The sequence below is a fragment of the Georgenia sp. Z1344 genome (assembly GCF_057652375.1).
Genome location: NZ_CM172728.1, coordinates 3,153,210 through 3,174,914, shown reverse-complemented (window position 1 = coordinate 3,174,914; position 21,705 = coordinate 3,153,210). Strand labels below are relative to the sequence as shown.

General features: G+C 75.0%; 17 protein-coding genes. 7 read left to right on the top strand and 10 right to left on the bottom strand.

The features are described from left to right. Window positions 1-102: 102 nt before the first annotated feature. From gcvP to AC24FB_RS14415, 5 genes are all read right to left on the bottom strand, one after another. Window positions 103-2,973, bottom strand: a complete 2,871-nt coding sequence (gene gcvP, locus AC24FB_RS14435) for an aminomethyl-transferring glycine dehydrogenase (RefSeq protein ID WP_487561491.1) — start codon at window positions 2,971-2,973, stop codon at window positions 103-105. Window positions 2,974-3,023: 50 nt separating this feature from the next. After that, window positions 3,024-3,410, bottom strand: a complete 387-nt coding sequence (gene gcvH, locus AC24FB_RS14430) for a glycine cleavage system protein GcvH (protein ID WP_425713332.1) — start codon at window positions 3,408-3,410, stop codon at window positions 3,024-3,026. Window positions 3,411-3,525: 115 nt separating this feature from the next. Next, on the bottom strand, window positions 3,526-4,632 hold the full coding sequence (gene gcvT, locus AC24FB_RS14425; protein WP_425713331.1) for a glycine cleavage system aminomethyltransferase GcvT: 1,107 nt from the start codon (window positions 4,630-4,632) through the stop codon (window positions 3,526-3,528). Between the two features lie 78 nt (window positions 4,633-4,710). After that, the gene (locus tag AC24FB_RS14420; protein WP_425713330.1) at window positions 4,711-5,097 is read right to left on the bottom strand and encodes a universal stress protein; all 387 of its coding nucleotides are present in this window, start codon (window positions 5,095-5,097) and stop codon (window positions 4,711-4,713) included. A 110-nt stretch (window positions 5,098-5,207) separates the two neighbouring features. After that, window positions 5,208-6,473, bottom strand: a complete 1,266-nt coding sequence (locus AC24FB_RS14415) for a DUF4192 family protein (RefSeq protein ID WP_425713329.1) — start codon at window positions 6,471-6,473, stop codon at window positions 5,208-5,210. 121 nt (window positions 6,474-6,594) lie between these two features. Between AC24FB_RS14415 and AC24FB_RS14410 the strand changes: the two genes are divergently transcribed. Then, on the top strand, window positions 6,595-7,701 hold the full coding sequence (locus AC24FB_RS14410; RefSeq protein ID WP_425713328.1) for a polyprenyl synthetase family protein: 1,107 nt from the start codon (window positions 6,595-6,597) through the stop codon (window positions 7,699-7,701). A gap of 16 nt (window positions 7,702-7,717) precedes the next feature. Here AC24FB_RS14410 and AC24FB_RS14405 read toward each other — a convergent pair whose 3' ends face one another. Then, window positions 7,718-8,065: an Rv2175c family DNA-binding protein gene (locus AC24FB_RS14405; protein WP_425713327.1), complete on the bottom strand. Its 348-nt coding sequence runs from the start codon at window positions 8,063-8,065 to the stop codon at window positions 7,718-7,720. A gap of 278 nt (window positions 8,066-8,343) precedes the next feature. On the opposite strand from AC24FB_RS14405, the gene AC24FB_RS14400 reads away from it, so the two are divergent. Together AC24FB_RS14400 and AC24FB_RS14395 are read left to right on the top strand one after the other, a co-directional pair. Next, on the top strand, window positions 8,344-9,666 hold the full coding sequence (locus AC24FB_RS14400; RefSeq protein ID WP_425713326.1) for a lytic transglycosylase: 1,323 nt from the start codon (window positions 8,344-8,346) through the stop codon (window positions 9,664-9,666). Between the two features lie 106 nt (window positions 9,667-9,772). After that, entirely contained in the window at window positions 9,773-12,208 is a 2,436-nt protein-coding gene (locus AC24FB_RS14395; RefSeq protein WP_425713325.1) for a PASTA domain-containing protein, read from the top strand. A 120-nt stretch (window positions 12,209-12,328) separates the two neighbouring features. Here AC24FB_RS14395 and AC24FB_RS14390 read toward each other — a convergent pair whose 3' ends face one another. Continuing rightward, entirely contained in the window at window positions 12,329-13,678 is a 1,350-nt protein-coding gene (locus AC24FB_RS14390; RefSeq protein ID WP_425713324.1) for a class II 3-deoxy-7-phosphoheptulonate synthase, read from the bottom strand. Window positions 13,679-13,788: 110 nt separating this feature from the next. Continuing rightward, window positions 13,789-15,015, bottom strand: coding sequence for a pyrophosphate--fructose-6-phosphate 1-phosphotransferase (locus AC24FB_RS14385; protein ID WP_425713323.1), 1,227 nt, complete (start codon window positions 15,013-15,015; stop codon window positions 13,789-13,791). Between the two features lie 103 nt (window positions 15,016-15,118). Here AC24FB_RS14385 and AC24FB_RS14380 point away from each other — a divergent pair, with 103 nt between their 5' ends. The 4 genes from AC24FB_RS14380 (at window position 15,119) to AC24FB_RS14365 (ending at window position 20,108) form a co-directional block, all read left to right on the top strand. Further along, the gene (locus tag AC24FB_RS14380) at window positions 15,119-15,727 is read left to right on the top strand and encodes a hypothetical protein (RefSeq protein ID WP_425713322.1); all 609 of its coding nucleotides are present in this window, start codon (window positions 15,119-15,121) and stop codon (window positions 15,725-15,727) included. Between the two features lie 214 nt (window positions 15,728-15,941). Continuing rightward, entirely contained in the window at window positions 15,942-17,801 is a 1,860-nt protein-coding gene (locus AC24FB_RS14375; protein WP_425713321.1) for an AMP-dependent synthetase/ligase, read from the top strand. A 133-nt stretch (window positions 17,802-17,934) separates the two neighbouring features. Beyond that, entirely contained in the window at window positions 17,935-19,776 is a 1,842-nt protein-coding gene (locus AC24FB_RS14370) for a DEDD exonuclease domain-containing protein (RefSeq protein ID WP_425713320.1), read from the top strand. A gap of 53 nt (window positions 19,777-19,829) precedes the next feature. Further along, entirely contained in the window at window positions 19,830-20,108 is a 279-nt protein-coding gene (locus AC24FB_RS14365; RefSeq protein ID WP_425713319.1) for an Lrp/AsnC family transcriptional regulator, read from the top strand. A gap of 80 nt (window positions 20,109-20,188) precedes the next feature. Here the strand turns inward: AC24FB_RS14365 and trpD are convergent, their stop codons facing one another. Together trpD and AC24FB_RS14355 are read right to left on the bottom strand one after the other, a co-directional pair. Continuing rightward, window positions 20,189-21,256: an anthranilate phosphoribosyltransferase gene (gene trpD, locus AC24FB_RS14360; RefSeq protein WP_425713318.1), complete on the bottom strand. Its 1,068-nt coding sequence runs from the start codon at window positions 21,254-21,256 to the stop codon at window positions 20,189-20,191. Further along, complete coding sequence (locus AC24FB_RS14355) at window positions 21,253-21,693, bottom strand: hypothetical protein (protein ID WP_425713317.1); 441 nt, start codon at window positions 21,691-21,693, stop codon at window positions 21,253-21,255. Before AC24FB_RS14355 ends, trpD begins: the two co-directional genes overlap by 4 nt. Window positions 21,694-21,705 lie beyond the last annotated feature (12 nt).

Genomic DNA, 21,705 nt, shown 5'->3' with positions numbered 1-21,705 from the left:
ACAATTATAGCCGACACAGACATTACACCCTTGTCGGCGTCGGCGCACGTCCGGCTGCGCGCCGACGCCGACGGGGCGTCCGTCGGTCCCCTGATGCGCCCCTCAGACCTGGGCGAACGCCTCCGGGGGCGGGCACGAGCAGACGAGGTTCCGGTCGCCGAACGCGCCGTCGACGCGCGCCACCGGCGGCCAGTACTTGTCCTCCTCGCCGGCCGGGAACGCGGCCTCGGCGCGCGTGTAGGGGTGCGTCCACTCCCCTGCCAGACGTGCGGCGGGGTGGGGGGCGTTGACGAGCGGGTTGTCGACCGCCGGCCACCGCCCCTCGGCCACCGCCCGCGCCTCGGCCTCGATGGCGAGCATCGCGTCGACGAACCGGTCGATCTCCGGCAGGTCCTCGGACTCGGTGGGCTCGACCATGAGGGTGCCGGGCACCGGGAAGCTCATCGTCGGCGCGTGGAAGCCGAAGTCGATGAGGCGCTTGGCGACGTCGTCGACCGTGATGCCGGTCGCGGACTTGAGCGGGCGCAGGTCGAGGATGCACTCGTGCGCGACGGCGTCCCCCGGGCCGCGGTAGAGCACCGGGAACGTGTCGCCGAGCCGCGCCGCCACGTAGTTCGCCGCGAGCACGGCGTCCTCGGTGGCGCGCCGCAGCCCGTCCGCACCCATGAGCCGGATGTACGCCCACGTGATCGGCAGGATCGACGGGGAGCCGTAGGGAGCCGCCGACACCGCCCCGTCCGCGCGCAGGTCGCCCTGCGCGAGCGGGTGCCCCGGCAGGAACGGCGCCAGGTGGGACTTGGCGGCCACCGGCCCCACGCCGGGTCCGCCGCCCCCGTGCGGGATGCAGAAGGTCTTGTGCAGGTTGAGGTGGCTGACGTCGCCGCCGAACTCGCCGGGCCTGGCATGGCCCAGCAGCGCATTGAGGTTGGCGCCGTCGAGGTAGACCTGGCCCCCGTGCTCGTGCACGACGTCGCACACCTGCCGCACGTGCTCCTCGTAGACGCCGTGCGTGGACGGGTAGGTGAGCATGATGGCCGCGAGGTCGTCGGCGTGGGACGCGGCGAGCTCGGTGAGCGCGTCGATGTCGATCGAGCCGTCCGACGCGGAGGGGACGACCACGACCGACAGCCCGGCGAGCACCGCCGAGGCCGCGTTCGTCCCGTGCGCGGACGCCGGGACGAGGCAGACGGTGCGTCGCTCGTCCCCGCGGGAGCGGTGGTAGCCGCGGATGGCAAGGAGCCCGGCGAGCTCGCCCTGGGAGCCGGCGTTGGGCTGGAGCGACACCGCCTCGTACCCCGTGAGGGCGGCGAGCCAGCCCTCGAGGTCCTCGACGAGGCGCAGGTAGCCGGTCACGTCCTCCGCGGGCGCGAACGGGTGGACCGCGGCGAAGCCCGGCCAGCTGATCGACTCCATCTCGATCGCGGCGTTGAGCTTCATCGTGCACGAGCCCAGCGGGATCATGCCGCGGTCGAGCGCGTAGTCCTTCGCCGCGAGCCGCGTGAGGTAGCGGAGCATCGCGGTCTCGGAGCGGTGCGCGGAGAACACCGGGTGCGTCAGGAACTCGGTCGTCCGGCGCATCGACGCGGGGACGCCCGTGCCGTCGGTCGGGTCGCCCGGCGCGGTCGGCCCGGCCCCGCCGGCGGGCTCGGACCCACCCGCAGGCGCGGCCCGGCCGGCGCCCTCCCCCGGCGTCCGGTCCTGCCCGACGACGACGCGCACCACCGTGTCGAGGTCGCCGGCCGTCGTCGTCTCGTCGGTGGAGATGCGCAGGGTGTCGGCGTCCTCGACCCACAGCCACACCCCGTCCGCCGACGCGGCGGCGGCGAGCTCGGCGGCCCGCCCGGGGACGCGGACCTCGACGGTGTCGAACCGGCCGCCGACCGCGACGTCGGCGCCGCCCGCCCGGAGGCAGGAGGCGAGCTCGTTCGCCGACCGGGCGGCGTGCGCGGCGATCTCGGTGAGTCCCTCGGGGCCGTGGTAGACCGCGAACGACGAGGCCATGACCGCGAGCAGCACCTGAGCGGTGCAGATGTTGCTCGTGGCCTTCTGGCGGCGGATGTGCTGCTCGCGGGTCTGGAGCGCGAGCCGGTGGGCGGGCCGTCCGTCGGCGTCGACGGAGACGCCGACGAGCCTGCCCGGCAGCTGTCGCTCGAGGCCCTCGCGCACCGACATGAAGCCCGCGTGGGGACCGCCGAAGCCCATCGGCACGCCGAGTCGCTGGGAGGAGCCGACGGCGACGTCGAACCCCAGGTCGCCGGGCGCCGTCATCAGCGTGCACGCGAGCAGGTCGGTGGCGGCGATCGCGAGTGCCCCGGCGGCGTGGGTGGCCTCGACGACACCGCGCAGCACCTCGGCGTCGGGGATGCGTCCCGAGGCCCCGGGGACCTGGACGACGACCCCGGCGACGCCCTCGAGGTCCGGGAGCTCCCCGGCCGAGAGGTCGGCGGGGACCAGCTCGATGCCGACGGGCTCGGCCCGGGTGGCCAGCACGGCCGCGGTCTGCGCGAACAGGTCGGTGTCGACGACGATGCGCGGGCCGGCGCCCTTGACGGCGCGGCGCGCGAGCAGCATCCCCTCGGCCACGGCCGTGGCCTCGTCGAGCATCGACGCGCCGGAGACCGTGAGGCCCGTGAGGTCCGAGACGAGGGTCTGGAAGTTGAGCAGCGCCTCGAGCCTGCCCTGGGAGATCTCGGGCTGGTAGGGCGTGTAGGCCGTGTACCAGGAGGGGTTCTCCAGCACGTTCCGCCGGATCACCGCCGGGGTGTGGGTGCCGTAGTAGCCCTGGCCGATCATCGACCGCCGCACGGTGTTGGTCGCCGCCATCGCACGGAGCTCGGCGGCGACCTCGGCCTCGCTCGCCGCCGCCGGGATCGGCAGCTCGGCGGCGAGGGTCTCGGCGTCGTCCCGGATGCTCGGGGGCAGGGCGCGCGCCATGAGGTCGGCCGACGACGAGGCGCCCACCGCGGCGAGCATCGTCTCGCGCGCGGCGGCGCCCGCGCCGAGGTGGCGGTCGACGAAGGGCCTCACTTGGCGGCCTCGTCGGCGAGCGCGGCGTACCCGGCGGCGTCGAGCAGGTCGGACGGCAGCTCGCCGACCGTGATCTCGTAGAGCCACCCCTCGCCGTGGGGGTCGTTCGTGATGAGCGCCGGGTCGGCGTCCGCGGCGTCGTTGACCGCGGTGACCTCGCCGGTGGCGGGGGCGACGAGGTCGGAGACCGACTTCGTCGACTCGACCTCTCCGCAGGCCTCGCCGGCCGTCACGGTGTCGCCGACCTCGGGCAGGTCGACGTACACGGCCTCGCCGAGCGACTCCGCGGCGAACCTGGTCAGCCCGACCCTGGCGGTCGCGCCGTCGACGGCGATCCACTCGTGCTCTGCGGTGTACTTCCGGTCCTCGGGGTAGCTGCTCACAGCGGTCTCCTTCGGGTGCGTGGCGGATCGGGACGAGTCTGACGGGGACAGGTGGGGCGAACGGGAGGAGGCGGGTGAGGAGGGGACGTCGCGGGTGCGGCGCGACCGGTCGACGTCAGGACGGGCGCTTGTAGAACGGGGTCTCGACGACGGTCATCGCCTGCCGACGCCCGCGCACGTCGGCCTCGGCGGCCGTGCCGGGCTCGAGGGGGCGATCGACGAGGGCGAGCGCGATCGGGTGGCCGAGGGTCGGGGAGAGCGCCCCGGAGGTCACCGTCCCGACCTCCACGTCCCCCACGAGCACTGCGGACCCCGCGCGCGCGGCGCGACGGCCCTCGCCGGACAGCGCGACGAGCGCCCGTCCGGTCGGGCGCTCACGCGCGGCCTCCACCGCCGCGCGGCCGACGAACGCGTGCTCCTCGGTCAGGTCGACGAGCCGGGTGAGGCCGACCTCGTCCGGGCCCGTCGACCGGGAGAGCTCGTTGCCGTAGAGCGGCATGCCGGCCTCGAGGCGCAGCGTGTCGCGGGAGGCCAGCCCGGCCGGGACGAGGCCCTCCTCGGCGCCGGCCACGAGCAGGGCGTCCCACACCGAGCGGGCGTGGGCGGCACCGAGCATGAGCTCGTAGCCGACCTCCCCGGTGTAGCCGGTGCGCGCGACGAGGAGGTCGACGCCGGCCACCGTCGCGCGCCGCGCCCGGTAGTACCGCAGCGTGTCGAGATCGTCGTCCGTGACGGACGCGAGGATCGCCGGCGCCTGCGGACCCTGGACCGCGATCAGGGCGCGGGCGGTGGTGCGGTCCTCCACCGAGACGTCGGCGACGCCCTCGGCCCGACGGGTCAGCTCGTCGACGACGACGAGCCGGTTGGCGGCGTTCGCCACGACGAGGAACTCGTGCTCGCCGAGGCGGTACACGACGAGGTCGTCGACGATGCCCCCGTCGGGGTCGAGCATGACCGAGTACCTCGCCCGCCCGACCTCGGCGGTCGAGGGGCGGGTGACGAGCGCCCGGTCGAGCGCCTCCCCGGCACCCGGGCCCTCCACGACGACCTGGCCCATGTGGGAGAGGTCGAAGAGGCCCGCCGCGGTGCGGACCGCCCGGTGCTCCTCGAGCTCGGAGCTGTAGCGCAACGGCATGTCCCAGCCGGCGAAGTCGGTCATCGAGGCGCCGGCGTCCAGGTGGGCGACGTGCAAGGGGGTGTGCTGGACGTCCTGCTCGGTCACGGCGGTCCTCCGGTGCGACGGTGCGGCGGGTGGGCTGCGCCCTCCAGCGTACGGCGCCGGGGACGCGGCCGGGCGGGATCAGGGATGGACGACCAGCACGGGGCACGGCGACTCGAGCAGGACGTGCTGGGCGCCGGAGCCGAGGCTCAGGGTGCCCGTCGGTGCGCGGCGCGTCAGGCCGAGGACGACGAGCCGGGCCTGCGTGTCCACGGCCGCCTGCACGATCTCGTGCCCGGCGTCCCGCCCCAGCCCGACGTACCGGATCTCGTAGGCGAGGTCCGCCTCGTCGAGGCGGGCGCGGGCGGCGTCCGCATCGACCTCGACGACCGTCTGCGTGTCCACCTCGGTCCGCGCACGGGTGAGGACGACGACGACCCGCTCGTCCCGCTCCGTGGCGGCGGCGATCGCCTCCGAGAGCGCGGCCTCGCCCTCGGGCGTGGCCAGGTACGCGACGACGACGTGCATCGGGTCCTCCTCCGCGCGGCCACCCGTGCGGTGCGCGCCAGGACGACGCTACCCGGACGTCCCGGGCGACGCCTGCCACCGCAGCGCGCTCGGCGCGGCCCGCGCCGTCCTCACGTGGTCCCCGAGCGCCCGTCGCCCCGCTCGATCTCGTCGATCAGCTCCTCCGTGTACATCTGCAGGCACCGGTCGTCGGTCGGCGGACCACCGAGCCACCACGACCCGTCGGGGCCGTCCTCCTCGATGTCCGAGAGATCGTCGAGGTCGGGGTGCCCGCCGGGCTCGTCGAGGAACGGCGACGGACCGAACCAGTCGTCCGCGTCATCCTCGAGCGCGTCCTGCCGGGCTGCCGGCGGGATCGCCCCGGATGCCTGCACCTCGAGCACGAGGCGGGCGAGGCTGTACTCCGGCCGATCCTCGAGCGCGAGCTCGGCGAGCACGGCCGCGCGCGCCCCCTCCCCGCGGCGCCACGCCAGCAGGGCGAGGAGCGCCGACGTCGGCGCCACGACCCCCGAGGGGGCGAACCTGGCCAGCACCTCGAGCGGTCGGCGACGGTCGGCGGCCTCGATGGGACCACCCGTCCACAGCTGCCCGACGAGCTCGGGCTCCGTCAGCAGCTCGACCGGCATGCCCGTCCCGACGAGCACGCGCGTGAGCACGGCGTCACGGACGCCCGGCCGCTCGAGGCCGAGGAGGAGCCGGGCGAGCAGCTCCCGGTCCCGCCCGCTCAGCCCCTGGTCGGGACGGAGCCTGCGGGTCACGAGCTCGTCGTACGCGCGCACGGTCAGCACCACCCCCGGCAGACGCCGCTGCATCCGGTCCGCGAGCGCGTCGAGCAGGAGGCTCCCGGTCGCGGAGTCCGGCTCGCGCGCGATCCCCAGGTCAGCCCGACCCGCGACTGGCGCCGAGCCCGTGAGCACGAGCTCGGTCACGGCCCGTGCGTGCCCCAGCTCGTCGAGCGGGCGCGGACCCGACCGGTCCTCGAACGGCGCGTGCCCCGGGAGGCGCTGCCACCCGTCGCGCGCCACGACCCACGCGCCGACGCGAGGGTCGTCGAGCTCGCGGACCCTCCGGACCGCGGTGAGCACGACCGGCGACTCGCACGCGTCCCTCAGCGGGAGGTCGGTGTGCACGACCGCGGCGTAGATGCCGAACCTGTCGCGGGCGAACCGGGAGATCACACCGGCGACGTAGGGCTGCCCGCCGGGGCCGCCCGCCTCGGTCAGCTCGAGCCGCGCGGCCGGTCCGACCCCGGGAGGCCCCGGCGGCATCGGCACCGTGAGCAGCGAGAGGGACTCCTCGGGCACGAACCCGAAGAGGTGCGGGACGGCGCCGACCAGGTCGGCGTCGCAGGACAGTCGGAGCGTCGTTGGCGTCATGCGAGCACGCTGGCAGCCGGCTCCCACCGCCCGGAGCGGCCCTGTGCACAGCACCGCCGCACGGCGACCTGTGGACTCGCCCGGGGACCTCGTGGCCGACCCGCGCCCGTACCCTGACCCCATGGCCCCCGACGCGTTGCCCGCCCCCCTGCCCGCCGTCCGCTCGGCGGTCGACGCGGCGACGCGCACCGAGCTCGAGGCCACGCTCGCGCGGCTCGAGGGGCTGACCGGCCGGCTCGACGCCCTCGTCGACCCGGGTCGCGCCCTGCTCGCCCGCGGGAAGCGGTCGCGCGCCCTCCTCGCCTACGCGGGGCACCTCGCCGCCGGAGGCCCGCAGGAGGTCGACGCGCCGGACCCGGTCGTGCGCGCCGGGGCGGCGCTCGAGCTCTTCCAGCTGGCGGCGCTCGTCCACGACGACGTGATGGACGGCGCCGACGTGCGCCGCGGGCTCCCGGCGGCGCACGTCGCCATCTCCGGGACGCACCGCGAGCAGCGGCTCGACGGCGATGCGGTGTCGTTCGGCGTGGCCGGGGCGATCCTGCTCGGGGATCTCCTCCTGGCCGCCTCGTCGGCCTCGATGGATGCCGCCCGCGCCGCCGTCGACGCGGGACCGGGCGCGACCGCCCGGGCGATCTACGACCACATGTGCGCGGAGGTCGCCGCCGGGCAGTACCTCGACGTCCGGGCGGCGGCCACCCCGCTGCGCACCGACCCGGACGGCGCGCTCACCCGCTCGCTCACGGTGCTGCGGCACAAGTCCGCGCGGTACTCGGTCGAGCACCCCCTCGCGCTCGGAGCGGCGCTCGCGGGCGGCGCGCCGGAGCTCGTCACCGGGCTCCGGGCGGTCGGCGAGCCGCTCGGCGAGGCGTTCCAGCTCCGCGACGACGAGCTCGGCGTGTTCGGAGATCCCGAGGTCACCGGGAAGCCCGCGGGCGACGACCTGCGGGAGGGTAAGCGGACCGCCCTGCTCGCGCTCACGTGGAGCGCCGCGGGCCCGGACGAGCGGGACGAGATCGAGGCGCTCGTCGGCGACCCCGCGCTCGACGCCGCCGGGGTGGACAGGCTGCGGGAGGTCATCACCTCGACCGGCGCCCGGGCGGCGCACGAGCGCCTCATCGACGAGCGCGAGCAGGCCGCCGGCCGGGCCCTGACGGACCTTGCGCTCGACGACGCACCCCGTCAGGTGCTCGAGGCCCTCGCGGCCGCGCTCGTCACCCGCTCGGCCTAGGAGAGCGGCCCGGCCCTCAGAACGCCTGCGCGAGCGCCACGCGGCGTACCGCGTGAACCCGACCGGACCGGAGCGCCTCGATCGGCGTCTCCTCAAGCTCGTCGTCCCGCTCCCACAGCCAGTCGACGACCGTCTCGGGTGACATCCCACCGTCGCCCAGCAGCGTGAGGGTGCCGGCGAGGCCGTCGAGGGCCGCCGGGGGCTCGGCGGCCAGGTCGAGCATCTCGCGAGCGATCCCCGCCGCCCCGGTCGACGACCGCACCGTCACGAGGCGACCGTCCCGGACGAGCTGACGGACGTCGCGGTCGCGGATGCCGAGCAGGTCGGCGGCCTCGGGCACGGAGATCCAGGTCGGTCCAGGCATGACGGCCAGCGTAGTCGCGGAAGCCCCTCGGTCACGCCGGGGTCCGACGCCGACACCCCGGTCCCTCCCCGCTCCGTCCACGACCCCGCACCCGCCGACCGCCGCGCCGGCGGCTCCCGACCCGCCCGGCCGTCCAGGACGCGCCACACGTTCGACTCCTGCCCCAACAACCACTAGTGTCCCAATCGTTACACCAGTAACACCTGTCAATCTGTTCACACCCGCAGCCTGGGGGCATGCTCGCAGGGGTGGGTCGCGTACCACTTCCCGGAGGACACATGCCCGCCGTCGCACGCGCGCATCGCCGTACCACCCACCGACCGATCACCCTCGCCGCGATCGCCACCACGGCGATCGGTGCGCCGACGCTCCTCGCCGTCCCGGCCGTCGCGTCGGACGTCCCGGCGCCGGCCACCCAGACTCCCGCCGTGCAGGACGCGGCGCTCCAGGCGCCCGTCACCACGCACGCACCCGCACCGGCCGTCACCTCGGCACCCGTCGCCGTGGTCCGCACCTCCCCCGCCACACCCGTGCGCCTCTCGCCGGAGGAGACGAGCTACACCGTCCGCCGCGGGGACACGCTTACCGGGATCGCCCGCGAGCTGGGCACCACGGTGCGCGAGATCCAGCGGGCCAACTCCCTGTCGGGCTCGCTCATCCTGGCCGGCCAGACCCTCACCGTCCCGGGCGCGAGCGCGCCCGCGAACGCCGAGCAGACCTCGTCGACCGGCGGCAGCTACCTCGTCTCCGCCGGTGACACGCTCATCGGCATCGCCCGTGCCCACGGCACGTCGGTGCGCGAGATCCAGCAGGCGAACTCCCTCACCGGGACGGTCATCCGCACCGGGCAGACCCTGACGATCCCGGGCGCGGGCGGCGCGGAGGCCACGGACGCCGCGGCTCCGTCGTCGTCGGCCTCGTCCACGGGCGGCAGCTACACGGTGCGCGCGGGAGACACCCTCACCGGGATCGCCCGCGCCCAGGGCACCTCGGTGGCGGAGATCGCCGAGGCCAACTCGATCGGCTCCGACGGCCGGATCTACGTGGGCCAGACCCTGACGATGCCCGGCGCCGCGGCCGCCGGCCCCGCCACCTCCGACCCCGGGAACACCTCCGGCGGGGTCGGCTCGACCTTCGCGGGACGCACGTACCCCGAGGCCGTCGTCGGCGCGGCGAACGCCAACCGCACGGCGCTCGTCGCGTCCGGGGTCCCCTCGCGGGCCTCGATGCAGGAGCTCGTGCGCAGCACGGCCGTGTCGATGGGCGTCGACCCCCGGCTCGCCCTCGCGCACGCGTTCGTCGAGTCCGGCTTCAACCACGCCGCGGTCTCCCCCGCCAACGCGATCGGCACGATGCAGGTCATCCCGTCGTCGGGCGAGTGGGCCTCGGACCTCGTGGGCCGCCCGCTCAACATCATGAACCCGCAGGACAACGTCGTCGCCGGCGTCGCCATCATCCGCGCGCTCCAGCGCTCGGCGGACGACTCCGACCAGGGCATCGCCGCCTACTACCAGGGACTCGGCGGCGTCCGCGCCCACGGCATGTACCCCGACACCGAGAACTACGTCGACACCGTCCGTGCGGCGATGAACCGGTTCTGACCAGGGACGTCACGACCGCGCCGGGACCGGGCCGCCCCTGCCACCAGGGGTGTCCGGCCCGGCGCGGGTCCACCTGAGGCCGTCCGCGCCCGGATAGCATCCGCCCGTGGACACCCGCGCCGACCCGCTGGCCGGCCACCTCGTCGACGAGCGCTACCGGATCATCGAGCGCATCGCCCGAGGCGGCATGGCCAGCGTCTACCGTGCGCAGGACCTGCGGCTCGAGCGCGTGGTCGCGGTGAAGATCATGCACCCCCACCTCGCCGAGTCCCCGGACTTCGTGCGCCGGTTCCGGCGCGAGGCGAGGGCCGCCGCCCGCCTGTCCCACCCCGGCGTCGTCGCCGTCCACGACCAGGGCGTGACCGGCGAGTCCTCCTACCTCGCGATGGAGCTCGTCGACGGCCCCAACCTCCGCGACGAGCTGCGGGCCCGCGGCTCGCTCACCCTCGGGCAGACCCTCGACGTCCTCGAGCAGGTGCTCGACGCCCTCGCCGCCGCGCACCGCGCGGGCCTCGTCCACCGGGACATCAAGCCGGAGAACATCCTCGTCACCGCGGACGGCCGGGTGAAGGTCGCGGACTTCGGCCTCGCCCGCGCGATCAGCGAGACGACGGCGGCCACGTCCGGGACCGTGCTCGGGACCGTCGCCTACATCGCGCCCGAGACCGTCCTCGAGGGCGTCGCCGACCCGCCCGCCGACGTCTACGGCGCCGGCATCGTCGCCTACGAGCTGCTCACGGGCGGGCAGCCCTTCACCGGGACGACCCCGGCGCAGGTGGCCTTCCAGCACGTCAACAGCGCCGTGCCCGGCCCGGGGTCGGAGCTGCCGTGGATCCCGCGCGAGGTCGACGACCTCGTCGCCGCGCTCACGGCCCAGGACCCGGACGACCGGCCGGCCGACGCCGGCGAGGCGCTCGCTCTCGTGCGCCGCACCCGCGCCGTCCTGCCCGACGACGTCCTCGACATGCGCTCCGACGTCGAGCCCCGCCCGCCGGCCGTGTTCGACGACGAGCCGACCGGCACCTCGGCCGACACCGGCGCGGTCGACACCGCCTCGCGGTCGGTCGCGATCCCGATCGGCTCGATCCGTCCGGACGGGCGACCCGCACCCCGCAGGGCGAAGGCCTCCGCCACCGGGTCACGACCCGCGCCCGCCGGCTCGCGCCCGGCCGCCTCCGCCACGCGCCCCGTGCCCGCCGGCTCGCGACCGCTCGGATCCGCCGGTCCGGCCGGATCGGGCGGTCCGGCCGGATCGGGCGCGCGCCTCGCGACGTCGGACGTGGACACCGGCGCGCGGGAGACCGCCGACGGGACGGCACACACCCGCGCTGCGAACGGCGCGGCGGCCCGTACCGGGTCGCCCGCCCGGGCCGCCGCGGGATCGCCGGACGCGCCGACGACCGCCCCGGCGCCGCGCGAGCGGGACGCGTCCGGCTCCGCGTCCCACCACGACGCACCGTCCCGCCACGACACCCCGGTCCACCCGGTCACCCGACCGGTCAGGGCCACCCCCGCCGACTCCCACGACACCCGTCCGATCGCCCTGCGCGGCGCCGGCGACGACGGGCGGTCGTCCGACCACCCGGGGTCACCGACCGGCTCCGGCCCCTCGCACCGGGGCCGGGCCGCACGCACGTCGTCCACCCGTGCGCGGGTCGTCCGGCGGCGACGCACCGGCGTCGTCTCGCTCCTGCTCGTCGTCCTCGCGGCGCTCCTCGCGGGCGGCTGGTGGCTGCTGACGGCGGGCCCGCTCGCGGGCACGACGGTCCCCGACGTCACGGGCCGGACGAGCGACGCCGCGGTCGCCGCCCTCGAGGACGCCGGGCTGAGCACCGAGCTCGAGCAGGCCTACTCCGACGACGTCTCCGAGGGCAACGTGGTCGCCACCACGCCGGCGGCGGGCGAACGCACGCGCGACGGCTCCGTCACCGTCATCGTCTCCCTCGGCGTCGAGACGCTCGCGGTCCCCGACGTCGTCGGCACGCCCCTGGAGGACGCGGAGTCCGTGCTGGCCACGGCCCGGCTCACCCTGGGCGAGGTGACGACCGCCTACGACGACACCGTCCCCGAGGGCGAGATCGTCTCCACCGACCCGGCGGCGGGCGAGGTCGTCCCGCACGACCGCCCCGTCGACGTCGTCGTGTCCGACGGGCGCGAGCCCGCCGAGGTGCCGGACGTGACGGGCGAGACCCGCGCGGACGCGGCCGACGCCCTCCGGGAGGCGGGGCTCGAGCCCGACGTCGTCGAGGAGCACTCCGACACCGTCGACGAGGGCCTGGTCATCTCGCAGGACCCCGCGGACGGCGACGCCTACGTCGGCGACCAGGTCGAGATCGTCATCTCGCTCGGCCCCGAGCTCGTCGAGGTCCCCGACCTCCTCAACGAGAACGTCGACGACGCGATCGCCCGCCTCGAGGAGCTCGGGCTCGAGCCGGAGCGAGAGGACGTGCTCGGCGCGTTCTACGGGACGGTGCGGGAGCAGACGCCCGCGGCGGGGGCCATGGTCGAGCCCGGCACGGTCGTCACGCTCCGCGTGGTCTGACGCCCGGTCGGCGAGAACCAGCCGGGCCACATCCGGCCATTGCGAACCGTCCGGGTCCAGGCCGGGACCGGGCGCGGGGCGGCCCGGACCTCGCCGCTCCCCGCCGCGGTCCGCGCGGCCTCAGCTGCGCAGCATCTCCGCGACCTCGAACGCCATCTGGAGCGACTGCTGGTGGTTGAGACGCGGGTCCACCAGCGTCTCGTACCGGCGGGCGAGCCCCGCGTCGTCGATCGGGTCGGCGCCGCCCATGATCTCGGTGACGTCGTCCCCGGTCAGCTCGACGTGCAGGCCGCCGGGCACGGTGCCCATCTGCTGGTGCACCTCGAAGAACCCGCGGACCTCGTCGAGGATCGTGTCCATCTCCCGCGTCTTGTAGCCGGACGGGGAGGTGATCGTGTTCCCGTGCATCGGGTCGCACACCCAGGTCACGGGCCGGCCGTCCGCGACGACCGACTCGACGATGCCCGGCAGCGCGTCGCGGACCATGCCCGCGCCCATGCGCGAGATGAAGGTGAGCCGGCCGGCGAGGCCGTCGGGGTTGAGTCGGTCGATGAGGCTGCGGACCTCGTCGGGCGTGACCTTCGGGCCGAGCTTGACGCCGATCGGGTTGCGCACGCGCGAGAGGAGGTCGACGTGGGCGCCGTCGAGCTGACGGGTGCGCTCGCCGATCCACAGGAAGTGGGCCGACGTGCCGTAGGGCTGCCCGGTGCGGTGGTCGATCCGCGTGAGCGCGGCCTCGTAGTCCAGCAGCAGCGCCTCGTGCGAGGAGTACATGTCGACCGTGCGCAGCGCGTCGAAGTCGACCCCGGCGGCGGCCATGAACCGCAGCGCGCGGCCGATCTCGCCGGCGAGCGACTCGTAGCGGCCGTGGGCGGGGTTCTCGATGAACCCGCGGTTCCACTCGTGGACGAGGCGCAGGTCGGCGAAACCGCCGCCCGTGAAGGCGCGGATGAGGTTGAGCGTCGTCGCCGAGCGGTGGTACATCCCGAGCAGCCGCTGGGGGTCCGGCACCCGGTCCTCCTCGGTGAAGCCGTGCGCGTTGACGGCGTCCCCGCGGTAGGAGGGCAGCGTGACGCCGTCCCGGGTCTCGAGGTCGCTCGAGCGCGGCTTGGCGTACTGGCCGGCCATCCGCCCCATCTTGACGATCGGGAGGCTCGCGCCGTAGGTGAGGACGACCGCCATCTGCAGGATCGTGCGGATCTTGTTCCGGATGCGGTCGGCGGTCGACTCGGCGAAGGTCTCCGCGCAGTCGCCGCCCTGGAGGAGGAAGGCCTCCCCGCGTCCGGCGGCGGCCATGAGACCGGTGAGCCGGTCCGCCTCGCCGGCGAAGATGAGCGGGGGGCTCGACTCGAGCTCGGAGACGACGGCCGACAGCGCCTCCGGGTCGGGATAGGTCGGCTGCTGGGCGGCGGTCATGCTCCGCCACTGCTGCAGTCCGGCCAGGGTCTCCGCGGTGGGCTCGACGTTCACCGCGCCATCGTAGGCAGGGCGCCGCGGGCCGGGGACGTCCCGCCCGGTCGTCGGACGTGACCTACGACGCGCGGGCGCGGTGACGTCGCCGCCACCGCGCCCGCGACGCGTCAGTGCGCGGTCTGCTCCGCGGCCCGCACGTCCTGGCCGGTCGCGGCCATGAGGTCGGTGAACCACTCCTGGGAGATGTCGAACGCCTTGCCCCCGGCGACCCGCTCGTGCTCGATCGCGCGCAGGAGCCCGCCGCGCTCCTCGTCGTGCCCGATGAGGCCGGAGCCGCCCTCGAGCGCCACCTGGACGGCGAGGTCGGTCATCGACTTGATGAGCCGCAGGTCGTCCGGGTCCGCGGCCGCGGAGCGGGAGAAGTAACCCGACTTCTGCACCATGACCTTCTCGGCGCCGAGCTTCTCGGCGAACTGCTCGGCGAACCAGGCGCCCGGGTTGATCGTGTCGAGCTTGACGTGGCCGAACGGGTCGCGCTCGACCTCCTCGCCGCTCGCCTCGAGCTCGGCGACGATCTCGGGGACGCCCGCGCCCTCGGAGAGGAAGACGTTGACGTTGCCCTGGGCGTCCATGATCGCGCGCAGGCGCTCGGCCTCGGCGTCGATGTCGAGGTGCAGCTCGGGCAGGAAGACCGCGTGCACGTCCCACCGCTCGCGGGTCAGACCCAGCGCCGGCGCCCACTCCTGGGCGTCGAGCCACGTCCGGTAGCGCCGGGCGGCGGCCGCCGTGAGGTACCCGCAGTGCCGCCCCATCACCTCGTGGACGATGAGCATGCGGGGGTTGGACCGGTGCTCGCCGACGATGTTGGCGGCGAACTCGGCGGCCTCGCCGGCGGCGGTCCAGGCCCCCAGCGACTGCCGGACGGGCACGATGTCGTTGTCGATCGTCTTCGGGAGGCCGACCACCGTCATGTGGTGGCCGTTCTCCTCGAGGAACTGCGCGAGGTCGGCGGCCGTGGTGTTGGTGTCGTCGCCGCCGATGGTGTGCAGGACGTCGATCCGGTCGGCCACGAGCTGGTCGGCGGCCACCTGGAGCGGGTTCTGCCCCTCCGCCACGAGCCCGCGCTCGAAGAGGTTCTTGACGTTCGTCAGCTTGACGCGCGAGTTGCCGATCGGGCTGCCCCCGAACCGGTGGAGGATCGGTGCCTGCGCGCGCGCCTCGGGGGTGATCTCGATCGAGGTGCCGGTGAGCAGCCCGTGGTAGCCGTGCTGGTAGGCGATGATCTCGACCTCGGGGTCGATCTCGGTGTAGCGCTCGATCAGGCCGCCGACGGCGGAGGACAGGCACGGGGCGAACCCGCCCGCGGTGAGCAGGGCGACGCGGCGGACAGTCATGGGTGGCCTTTCGACGGCGAGGTCATCGTGGACCCCTCCATCCTAGGAGCGGGGCCGCCGCCCCCGCGGCCCGCGCGGGCGCCCGCGGCGATACCGTGGCCGGGTGACCACGTACCCCGAGGAGCCGGGCGACGACGAGCGGACGTCGGTCGGCCCGCCGTCCGCGGGGAACGACCACGGGCGCGAGCCCGGTCCCGGCACCTCTCCCGAGGATCCCGACGACGAGAACCCCTCCGACGACCGGTCCCCCTCCGGCGCGGGGCGGCCCGACGGCGCGAACACCTCCGGCGCGGGCGAGCTCGACGACGCAGAGGTCGACCGCCGGTTCGCGTCGATCCTCGACCAGCTCGGTGCCGCGCCCGTCCGTTCCCCGGCTCCCCCGGCCACCGACGACCGGCCGGCGCGCACGCCCCGTCCGCTCGGGCCGCGCGACGAGCTGCTCGAGGAGCACCCGGAGGACCCGGCGTGGGGCATCGACGGCTTCGTCGAGCCCGACCCGCCCGGACCGGACCTGTCCGACCCCGGCGCTGTCGTCGGGTGGCTCCTCGCGATCGGCCCGATCGTCGCCGGCATCGTCCTCGGCCTGGTCGGTCGTCCCCCGTCGGTGCTGATCATGCTGCTCGGGCTCGCCGTCACGATCGGGGGCATCACCCTGCTCGTCCGTCGTCTCCCCGGCGAGCGCGGCCACGGCTCGGACGGCGCCGTCGTCTGACCGGGACGCCCCGCGGCCGGTCGCGCCGCGCGCCGGGCCGTGCGCGGCGACGCGCCGGGAACGGCTGCACCGGCGACGGGCGCAGACACCGACACGGCCGGACCGCGTCGTCGCGCCGCGCGCAGGACCGCCCGCCGCCGCCTACTCTTGCCCCACCAACGACGTCAGGGCGGCCGCGTTCGCCCGGCAGGACCACGAGCCGACGGAGGCCCCCATGTCCAGCGAGCACGCCCCCCGCCCGATCGCCTCGCTCCCCCGCGTGATCGACGTGCCCGACGACTCCTCGATCACCACTCTGCTGGTCGACCACGCCCGGGAGACACCGGGCCGCGTGCTGTTCCGGGAGAAGGTCGACGGCGAGTGGGTCGACCGGGACGCCGCCTGGAGCCTCGCCCGCGTCGAGGCGCTCGCGAAGGGCCTCGTCGCCTCCGGGGTCGGAGCCGGCGACTCGGTCGCGATCATGTGCCGCACCCGGCTGGAGTGGACGCTCCTCGACCTCGCCGCCTGGTACGTCGGAGCGGTGCCGGTACCGATCTACGAGTCCTCCGCGTCCGACCAGGCCCAGTGGATCGTCAACGACGCCGCGGTCACGGTCGCGTTCGCGGAGACCGGGGCCAACGCGGAGGTCCTGCGCGAGGCGGGCACGCTCGAGGGTGGCACCCCGACGCTGCGCGAGGTCCTCGTCATCGACGACGGCGCCCTGGAGGAGCTGACCACCCGCGGCGCCGACGTGACCGACGAGCAGGTCCGGGAGCGCCAGCGGGCCGTCCGGCTCGCCGACCTCGCGACGATCATCTACACCTCGGGCACGACCGGCCGCCCCAAGGGCGCCGAGCTCACCCACGAGAACTTCGCCGTGCTCGCCGTCGAGTCGGTGCACGACCTCCACGAGGTCGTCGCGCAGCCCGGCTCCTGCACGCTGCTGTTCATCCCGCTGGCCCACGTCTTCGCCCGCTTCGTCGAGGTCCTCATCCTCGCCGCCGGCGTCCCGCTCGGGCACGCCCCCGACCCGAAGGAGGCGGTCGCGGACCTCGCCGTCTTCCGGCCCACCCTCCTCCTCTCGGTCCCCCGGATCTGGGAGAAGGTCTACAACTCGGCCGAGCAGAAGGCGGGCAGCGGCATCAAGCTCAAGCTGTTCCGCGCTGCGGCGCAGGCCGCCGAGCAGTACTCGCGGGCGCTCGACACCCCCTCGGGCCCCTCCGCCCTGCTCAAGGCCCGCTACCGGGTCCTCGACCGCCTCGTCCTCGGCAAGCTGAGGGACGTCATGGGCGGCCGCCTGAAGTACGCGGTCTCGGGCGGTGCGCCGCTCGGCGAGCGGCTCGGGCACTTCTACCGCGGCGTCGGCCTGGTCGTCCTCGAGGGCTACGGCCTCACCGAGACGACGGCGCCGATCGCCGTCTGCCGGCCCGACTCCCTGCGCATCGGCACGGTGGGCCTGCCGATGCCCGGCACCGAGATCCGCATCGCCGAGGACTCCGAGATCGAGGTGCGGGGCCTGCCCGTGTTCCGCGGCTACCGCGGCGGGGTCGGCGCGGACGCCTTCACCGAGGACGGCTTCTTCCGCACGGGCGACCTCGGCTCGCTCGACGACGGGCACCTGCGGATCACCGGCCGCAAGAAGGAGATCATCGTGACGGCCGGCGGCAAGAACGTGGTCCCCGCCCTGCTCGAGGACCCGCTGCGCGGACACCCGCTCGTCTCCCAGTGCGTGGTGGTGGGCGACAAGCAGCCGTTCATCGCGGCCCTGCTCACGCTCGACGAGGAGATGCTGCCCGGCTGGCTCGCGAACCACGGCCGGGACCCGCTCACGCCCGAGCAGGCGCGCACCGACCCGTTCGTCCGCGAGCGGCTCCAGCAGGGCATCGACCGGGTCAACACGAAGTTCTCGCGCGCCGAGCAGATCAAGGAGTTCGTCATCCTCCCCGAGGACCTCACGGTCGACAACGGCTACCTCACGCCGTCGCTCAAGGTGAAGCGGTCCGCGGTGCTCGCCGATCACGCCGACGTCGTCGACTCGCTCTACTCCGACGCCCGGACCCGACGCGACAACGGCGGGGCCGGCACCTCGTCGTGACCGCGGAGCCATGTCACGCGGCCGACGGGAACGCCGTCGGGCGCGGACCACGGCGCGTGGGGCCACGCCGCTCCGACGCGCCGGACCCGTCCCGCTCGCGCGCGTTGTCGGCGCGCGTCCGTAGCCTCACGGGATGACCTCGATGCTCGCCCCGCCGCCCGGTCGCCGCCTCGCGACCGAGGACGGCGGGCCGGGCGGCCGGCCCTACCAGGTCGGGCTCGACGAGCTCGGGACGCCGCTGAGCGAGGTGACGTTCGTCGTCGTCGACCTGGAGACCACCGGCGGGGCGGCCAGGTCGGACCGGATCACCGAGATCGGTGCCGTCAAGGTCCGCGGCGGCGAGGTGCTCGCCGAGCTCGGCACGCTGGTCAACCCGGGCGTCCCCATCCCGCCGCAGATCACGGTCCTCACCGGCATCACGACGGCGATGGTCACGCCCGCGCCGCCGATCGAGGAGGTGCTCCCCACCTTCCTCGAGATGGCCGGCCTGGAGACGGGCTCCGTTCTGGTCGCGCACAACGCGCGGTTCGACGTCGGCTTCCTCAAGGAGGCGTTCCGCCGCGCCGGGCGGGAGTGGCCCCGGCCGATGATCGTCGACACCGTCCAGCTCGCCCGCCGCGTCGTCACCAACGACGAGGTGCCCAACCGCAAGCTCGGCACGCTCGCCGCGTACTTCGGGGCGACGACGACGCCGGACCACCGGGCCCTGTCCGACGCGCGCGCGACCGTCGACGTCCTGCACGCCCTCATCGGCCGACTCACCCCGCTCGGCATCACGCACCGCGAGGACCTGCCGACGCTGGCCGAGCAGGTGCCCGCCCACCGCCGACGCAAGTCGACCCTCGCCGACGGGCTCTCGCGCGGCCCGGGCGTCTACCGGTTCGTCGGCCCCGATCAGCAGGTGCTGTACGTCGGCCGGGCGACGAACCTGCGCCAGCGGGTGCGCTCCTACTTCACGAGCGCCGAGCGCCGGGCGCGGATCGGCGAGATGGTCGACCTGGCCGTGTCGGTCGAGGAGATCCCGTGCGCCACCGTGCTCGAGGCCCAGGTCCGCGAGCTGCGCCTCATCGCCGAGCTCGACCCGCCCTACAACCGGCGCTCGAAGCGGCCGGCGCGGATGCCCTGGGTCCGGCTGACCGACGAGGCGCACCCGCGGGTGACGATCGTCCGATCCCTGCCGGCCGGGGGCCTGGACTCCGCGATCGGGCCGTTCACGTCCCACAGGGCGGCCCAGCGCGCGGTCGAGGCGATCCAGGCCGCCGTGCCCGTGCGTCGCTGCACCACGCGACTGCCCGCCACCCCGCGCGCCGACGCCCGCGCCTGCGCGCTCGCCGAGCTCGGCCAGTGCTCGGCGCCGTGCGTCGGCTCCCCCGCACTGCTCGAGATCCGCCCCCGCACGCGTGCCGCCGGCACGTCGGAGCCGCTCCCGCACGAGGACGCGGTCGCGGCGGTGCGCCGGGTGCTGGCGGGCGACGTCTCGGAGGTGAACGCCCGGCTGCGTGCCCGGATCCGGGAGCTGGCCGCACGGCAGCGGTACGAGGAGGCCGGGACGGAGCGCGACCGGCTGCGGGCGCTGCTCGTCGCGGCCCGGCGCACCGAGCTGCTGCGTCCGCTGGTCGCGACCGCGCAGATCGTCGCCGCCCGCGCCCTGGCCGCCGGCGGGTGGGAGATCGTCGTGGTGCGGCACGGCCGGCTGGCCGGGACCGCCGTGTCCCCGCGGGGCGTCGACCCGATGGACACCGTGGCCGACCTCGTCGCGACCGCCGAGCACGTGCAACCGCCGAGCAGCGAGTGGGGCGCGGCGTCGGCGGAGGAGACCGAGATCCTCGCCGACTGGCTGTGGCGGGGCGGCACCCGGATCGTCGAGCACTCCGGCGACGCGCCGCTCGGCTCGCCGACCGGCGGTGCCGCCTCCCTGCCCCTGCCGCCCGGACCCGACTCGCTCATCGGGGATGATGGGGGCCGGCGCCGCTGACGCCGTCCCAGCCCCGGCACCGCCCGGCGACCGACCGACCTCCAGGAGGAGACATGCTCACCGCCATCGTCATGATCGAGGCCGACGTGGCCAGGATCCCCGAGGTCGCCCAGGGCGTGGCCGACCTCGACGGCATCGCCGAGGTCTACTCCGTCACGGGGGACTTCGACCTCGTCGCGATCGCCCGGGTGGCGCAGCACGAGGACCTCGCGGTCGTCGTGTCCGACCGGCTCGGCAAGATCGAGGGCGTCACGGGGACGACGACGTACCTCGCGTTCCAGGCCTACTCCCGCAACGACCTCGAGCAGGCGTTCCACATCGGCCTCGACTGACTGCCCAATGAATCAAGCGGGAGGACTGGATATCGAACAATCCAGTTCTCCCGCTTGATATTCTGGGCGAGGTCCGGCCCTCAGCTGTCGGTGAGCTCGATCCAGCGGTCGAGCCGGGCGCGCGCGGCGCCGGTGTCGACGGACTCCCGGGCGTGGTCGATGCCCGTCCGCAGCCGCGCGACGAGGTCCGGCTGCTCCGCACGGTCCAGCCCGGGCAGGGTGCCGTCGGCGACGAGGGCGGCGGCCGCGTTGAGCAGCACCGCCTCGCGCACGGGACCGGTCTCGCCGGCCAGGAGCCGCTCCGCCACACCGGCGTTGTAGCCGGCGTCCTGGCCCCGCAGGTCCTCGACCGTGGTCGGGGCCAGGCCGAGCTGGGCGACGGCGTCGATCTCGCGGGCGTGCACCTCGCCGTCCGTGACCTCCCACACCTGGTTGACGGTGGTCGACGACAGCTCGTCGAGCCCGTTGTCGCGTCCGCGGAACACGAGCGCAGAGGTGCCGCGGGCCGCGAGCACGCCGGCGACCAGCGGGGCGCTGCGGACCGGGGAGACGCCGATGGCGCCCGCGCGGGGGCGGGCCGGGTTCGTCAGGGGCCCGAGCAGGTTGAACGCCGTCCCGATCCCCAGCGCGCGCCGGGTGGGGGCGGCGTACCGCATCGACGGGTGGAACATGTTGGCGAAGCAGAACGTCAGGCCGTTCTCGTGGAACACCCGCTCGACCGTGGGCACGTCGAGGTCGAGATCCACCCCGAGCCGCTCGAGGACGTCGGCCGAGCCGGACGCGGAGGACGACGCCCGGTTGCCGTGCTTGACCACGCGCACGCCGGTCCCGGCGATGACGAGCGAGGCCATCGTCGAGATGTTGACGGTCCGCAGGCGGTCGCCCCCCGTCCCGACGATGTCGACCACGTCGGAGGGCACGTCGACCGGCAGGGCGTGCGCGAGCATCTCGTCGGCGAGCCCGCGCAGCTCCTCGACGGACTCGCCCTTGGTGCTGAGCGCGGTGAGGAAGCCGCCGAGCACCACGTCGTCCGTCGCGCCGGTCATCACCTCGTTCATCGCCCACGCGGTGTCCCGGGCGGAGAGGTCCTCCCCCGCGACCACGCGGGCGAGGAGGTCGGGCCAGCGTGCGGCGCGCCCCGACCTCACGACAGGCGCTCGCGGAGCAGGCCGGACAGGGCCTCCTGGAGCTCCCGCGGGTCGACCGGGTAGGTGGCGACGGCGTCGGCCTCCGACCAGGTGGCGAGCCACCGGTCCTGGGGACGGGCGATCATCAGCAGCACGGGCGGGCAGTTGTAGACGCTCGTCTTCAGGCGGCGGGTGAGCGACATCCCGCCCTCCTTGGCCGCCTCCGCGTCGAGGACGAGAGCGGCGATCCCGCCGGCCTCGACGGCCTCGACGACCGCCTCGGCCGTGGCGGTCTCGACCAGGTCGACCAGGGGGACGTCGCGCGCGGGGCGCCGCCCGACCGAGGAGACGATCTCGCGGCGGGTGGCGGAGTCGTCCGAGAACACGAGGACTCTCAGGCGTCCCTCGTCGACGTCCTTCGCCGGCTCGGCCCCATGGTCGGCCCTGGTCACGGTCATGTCCTGCTCCTC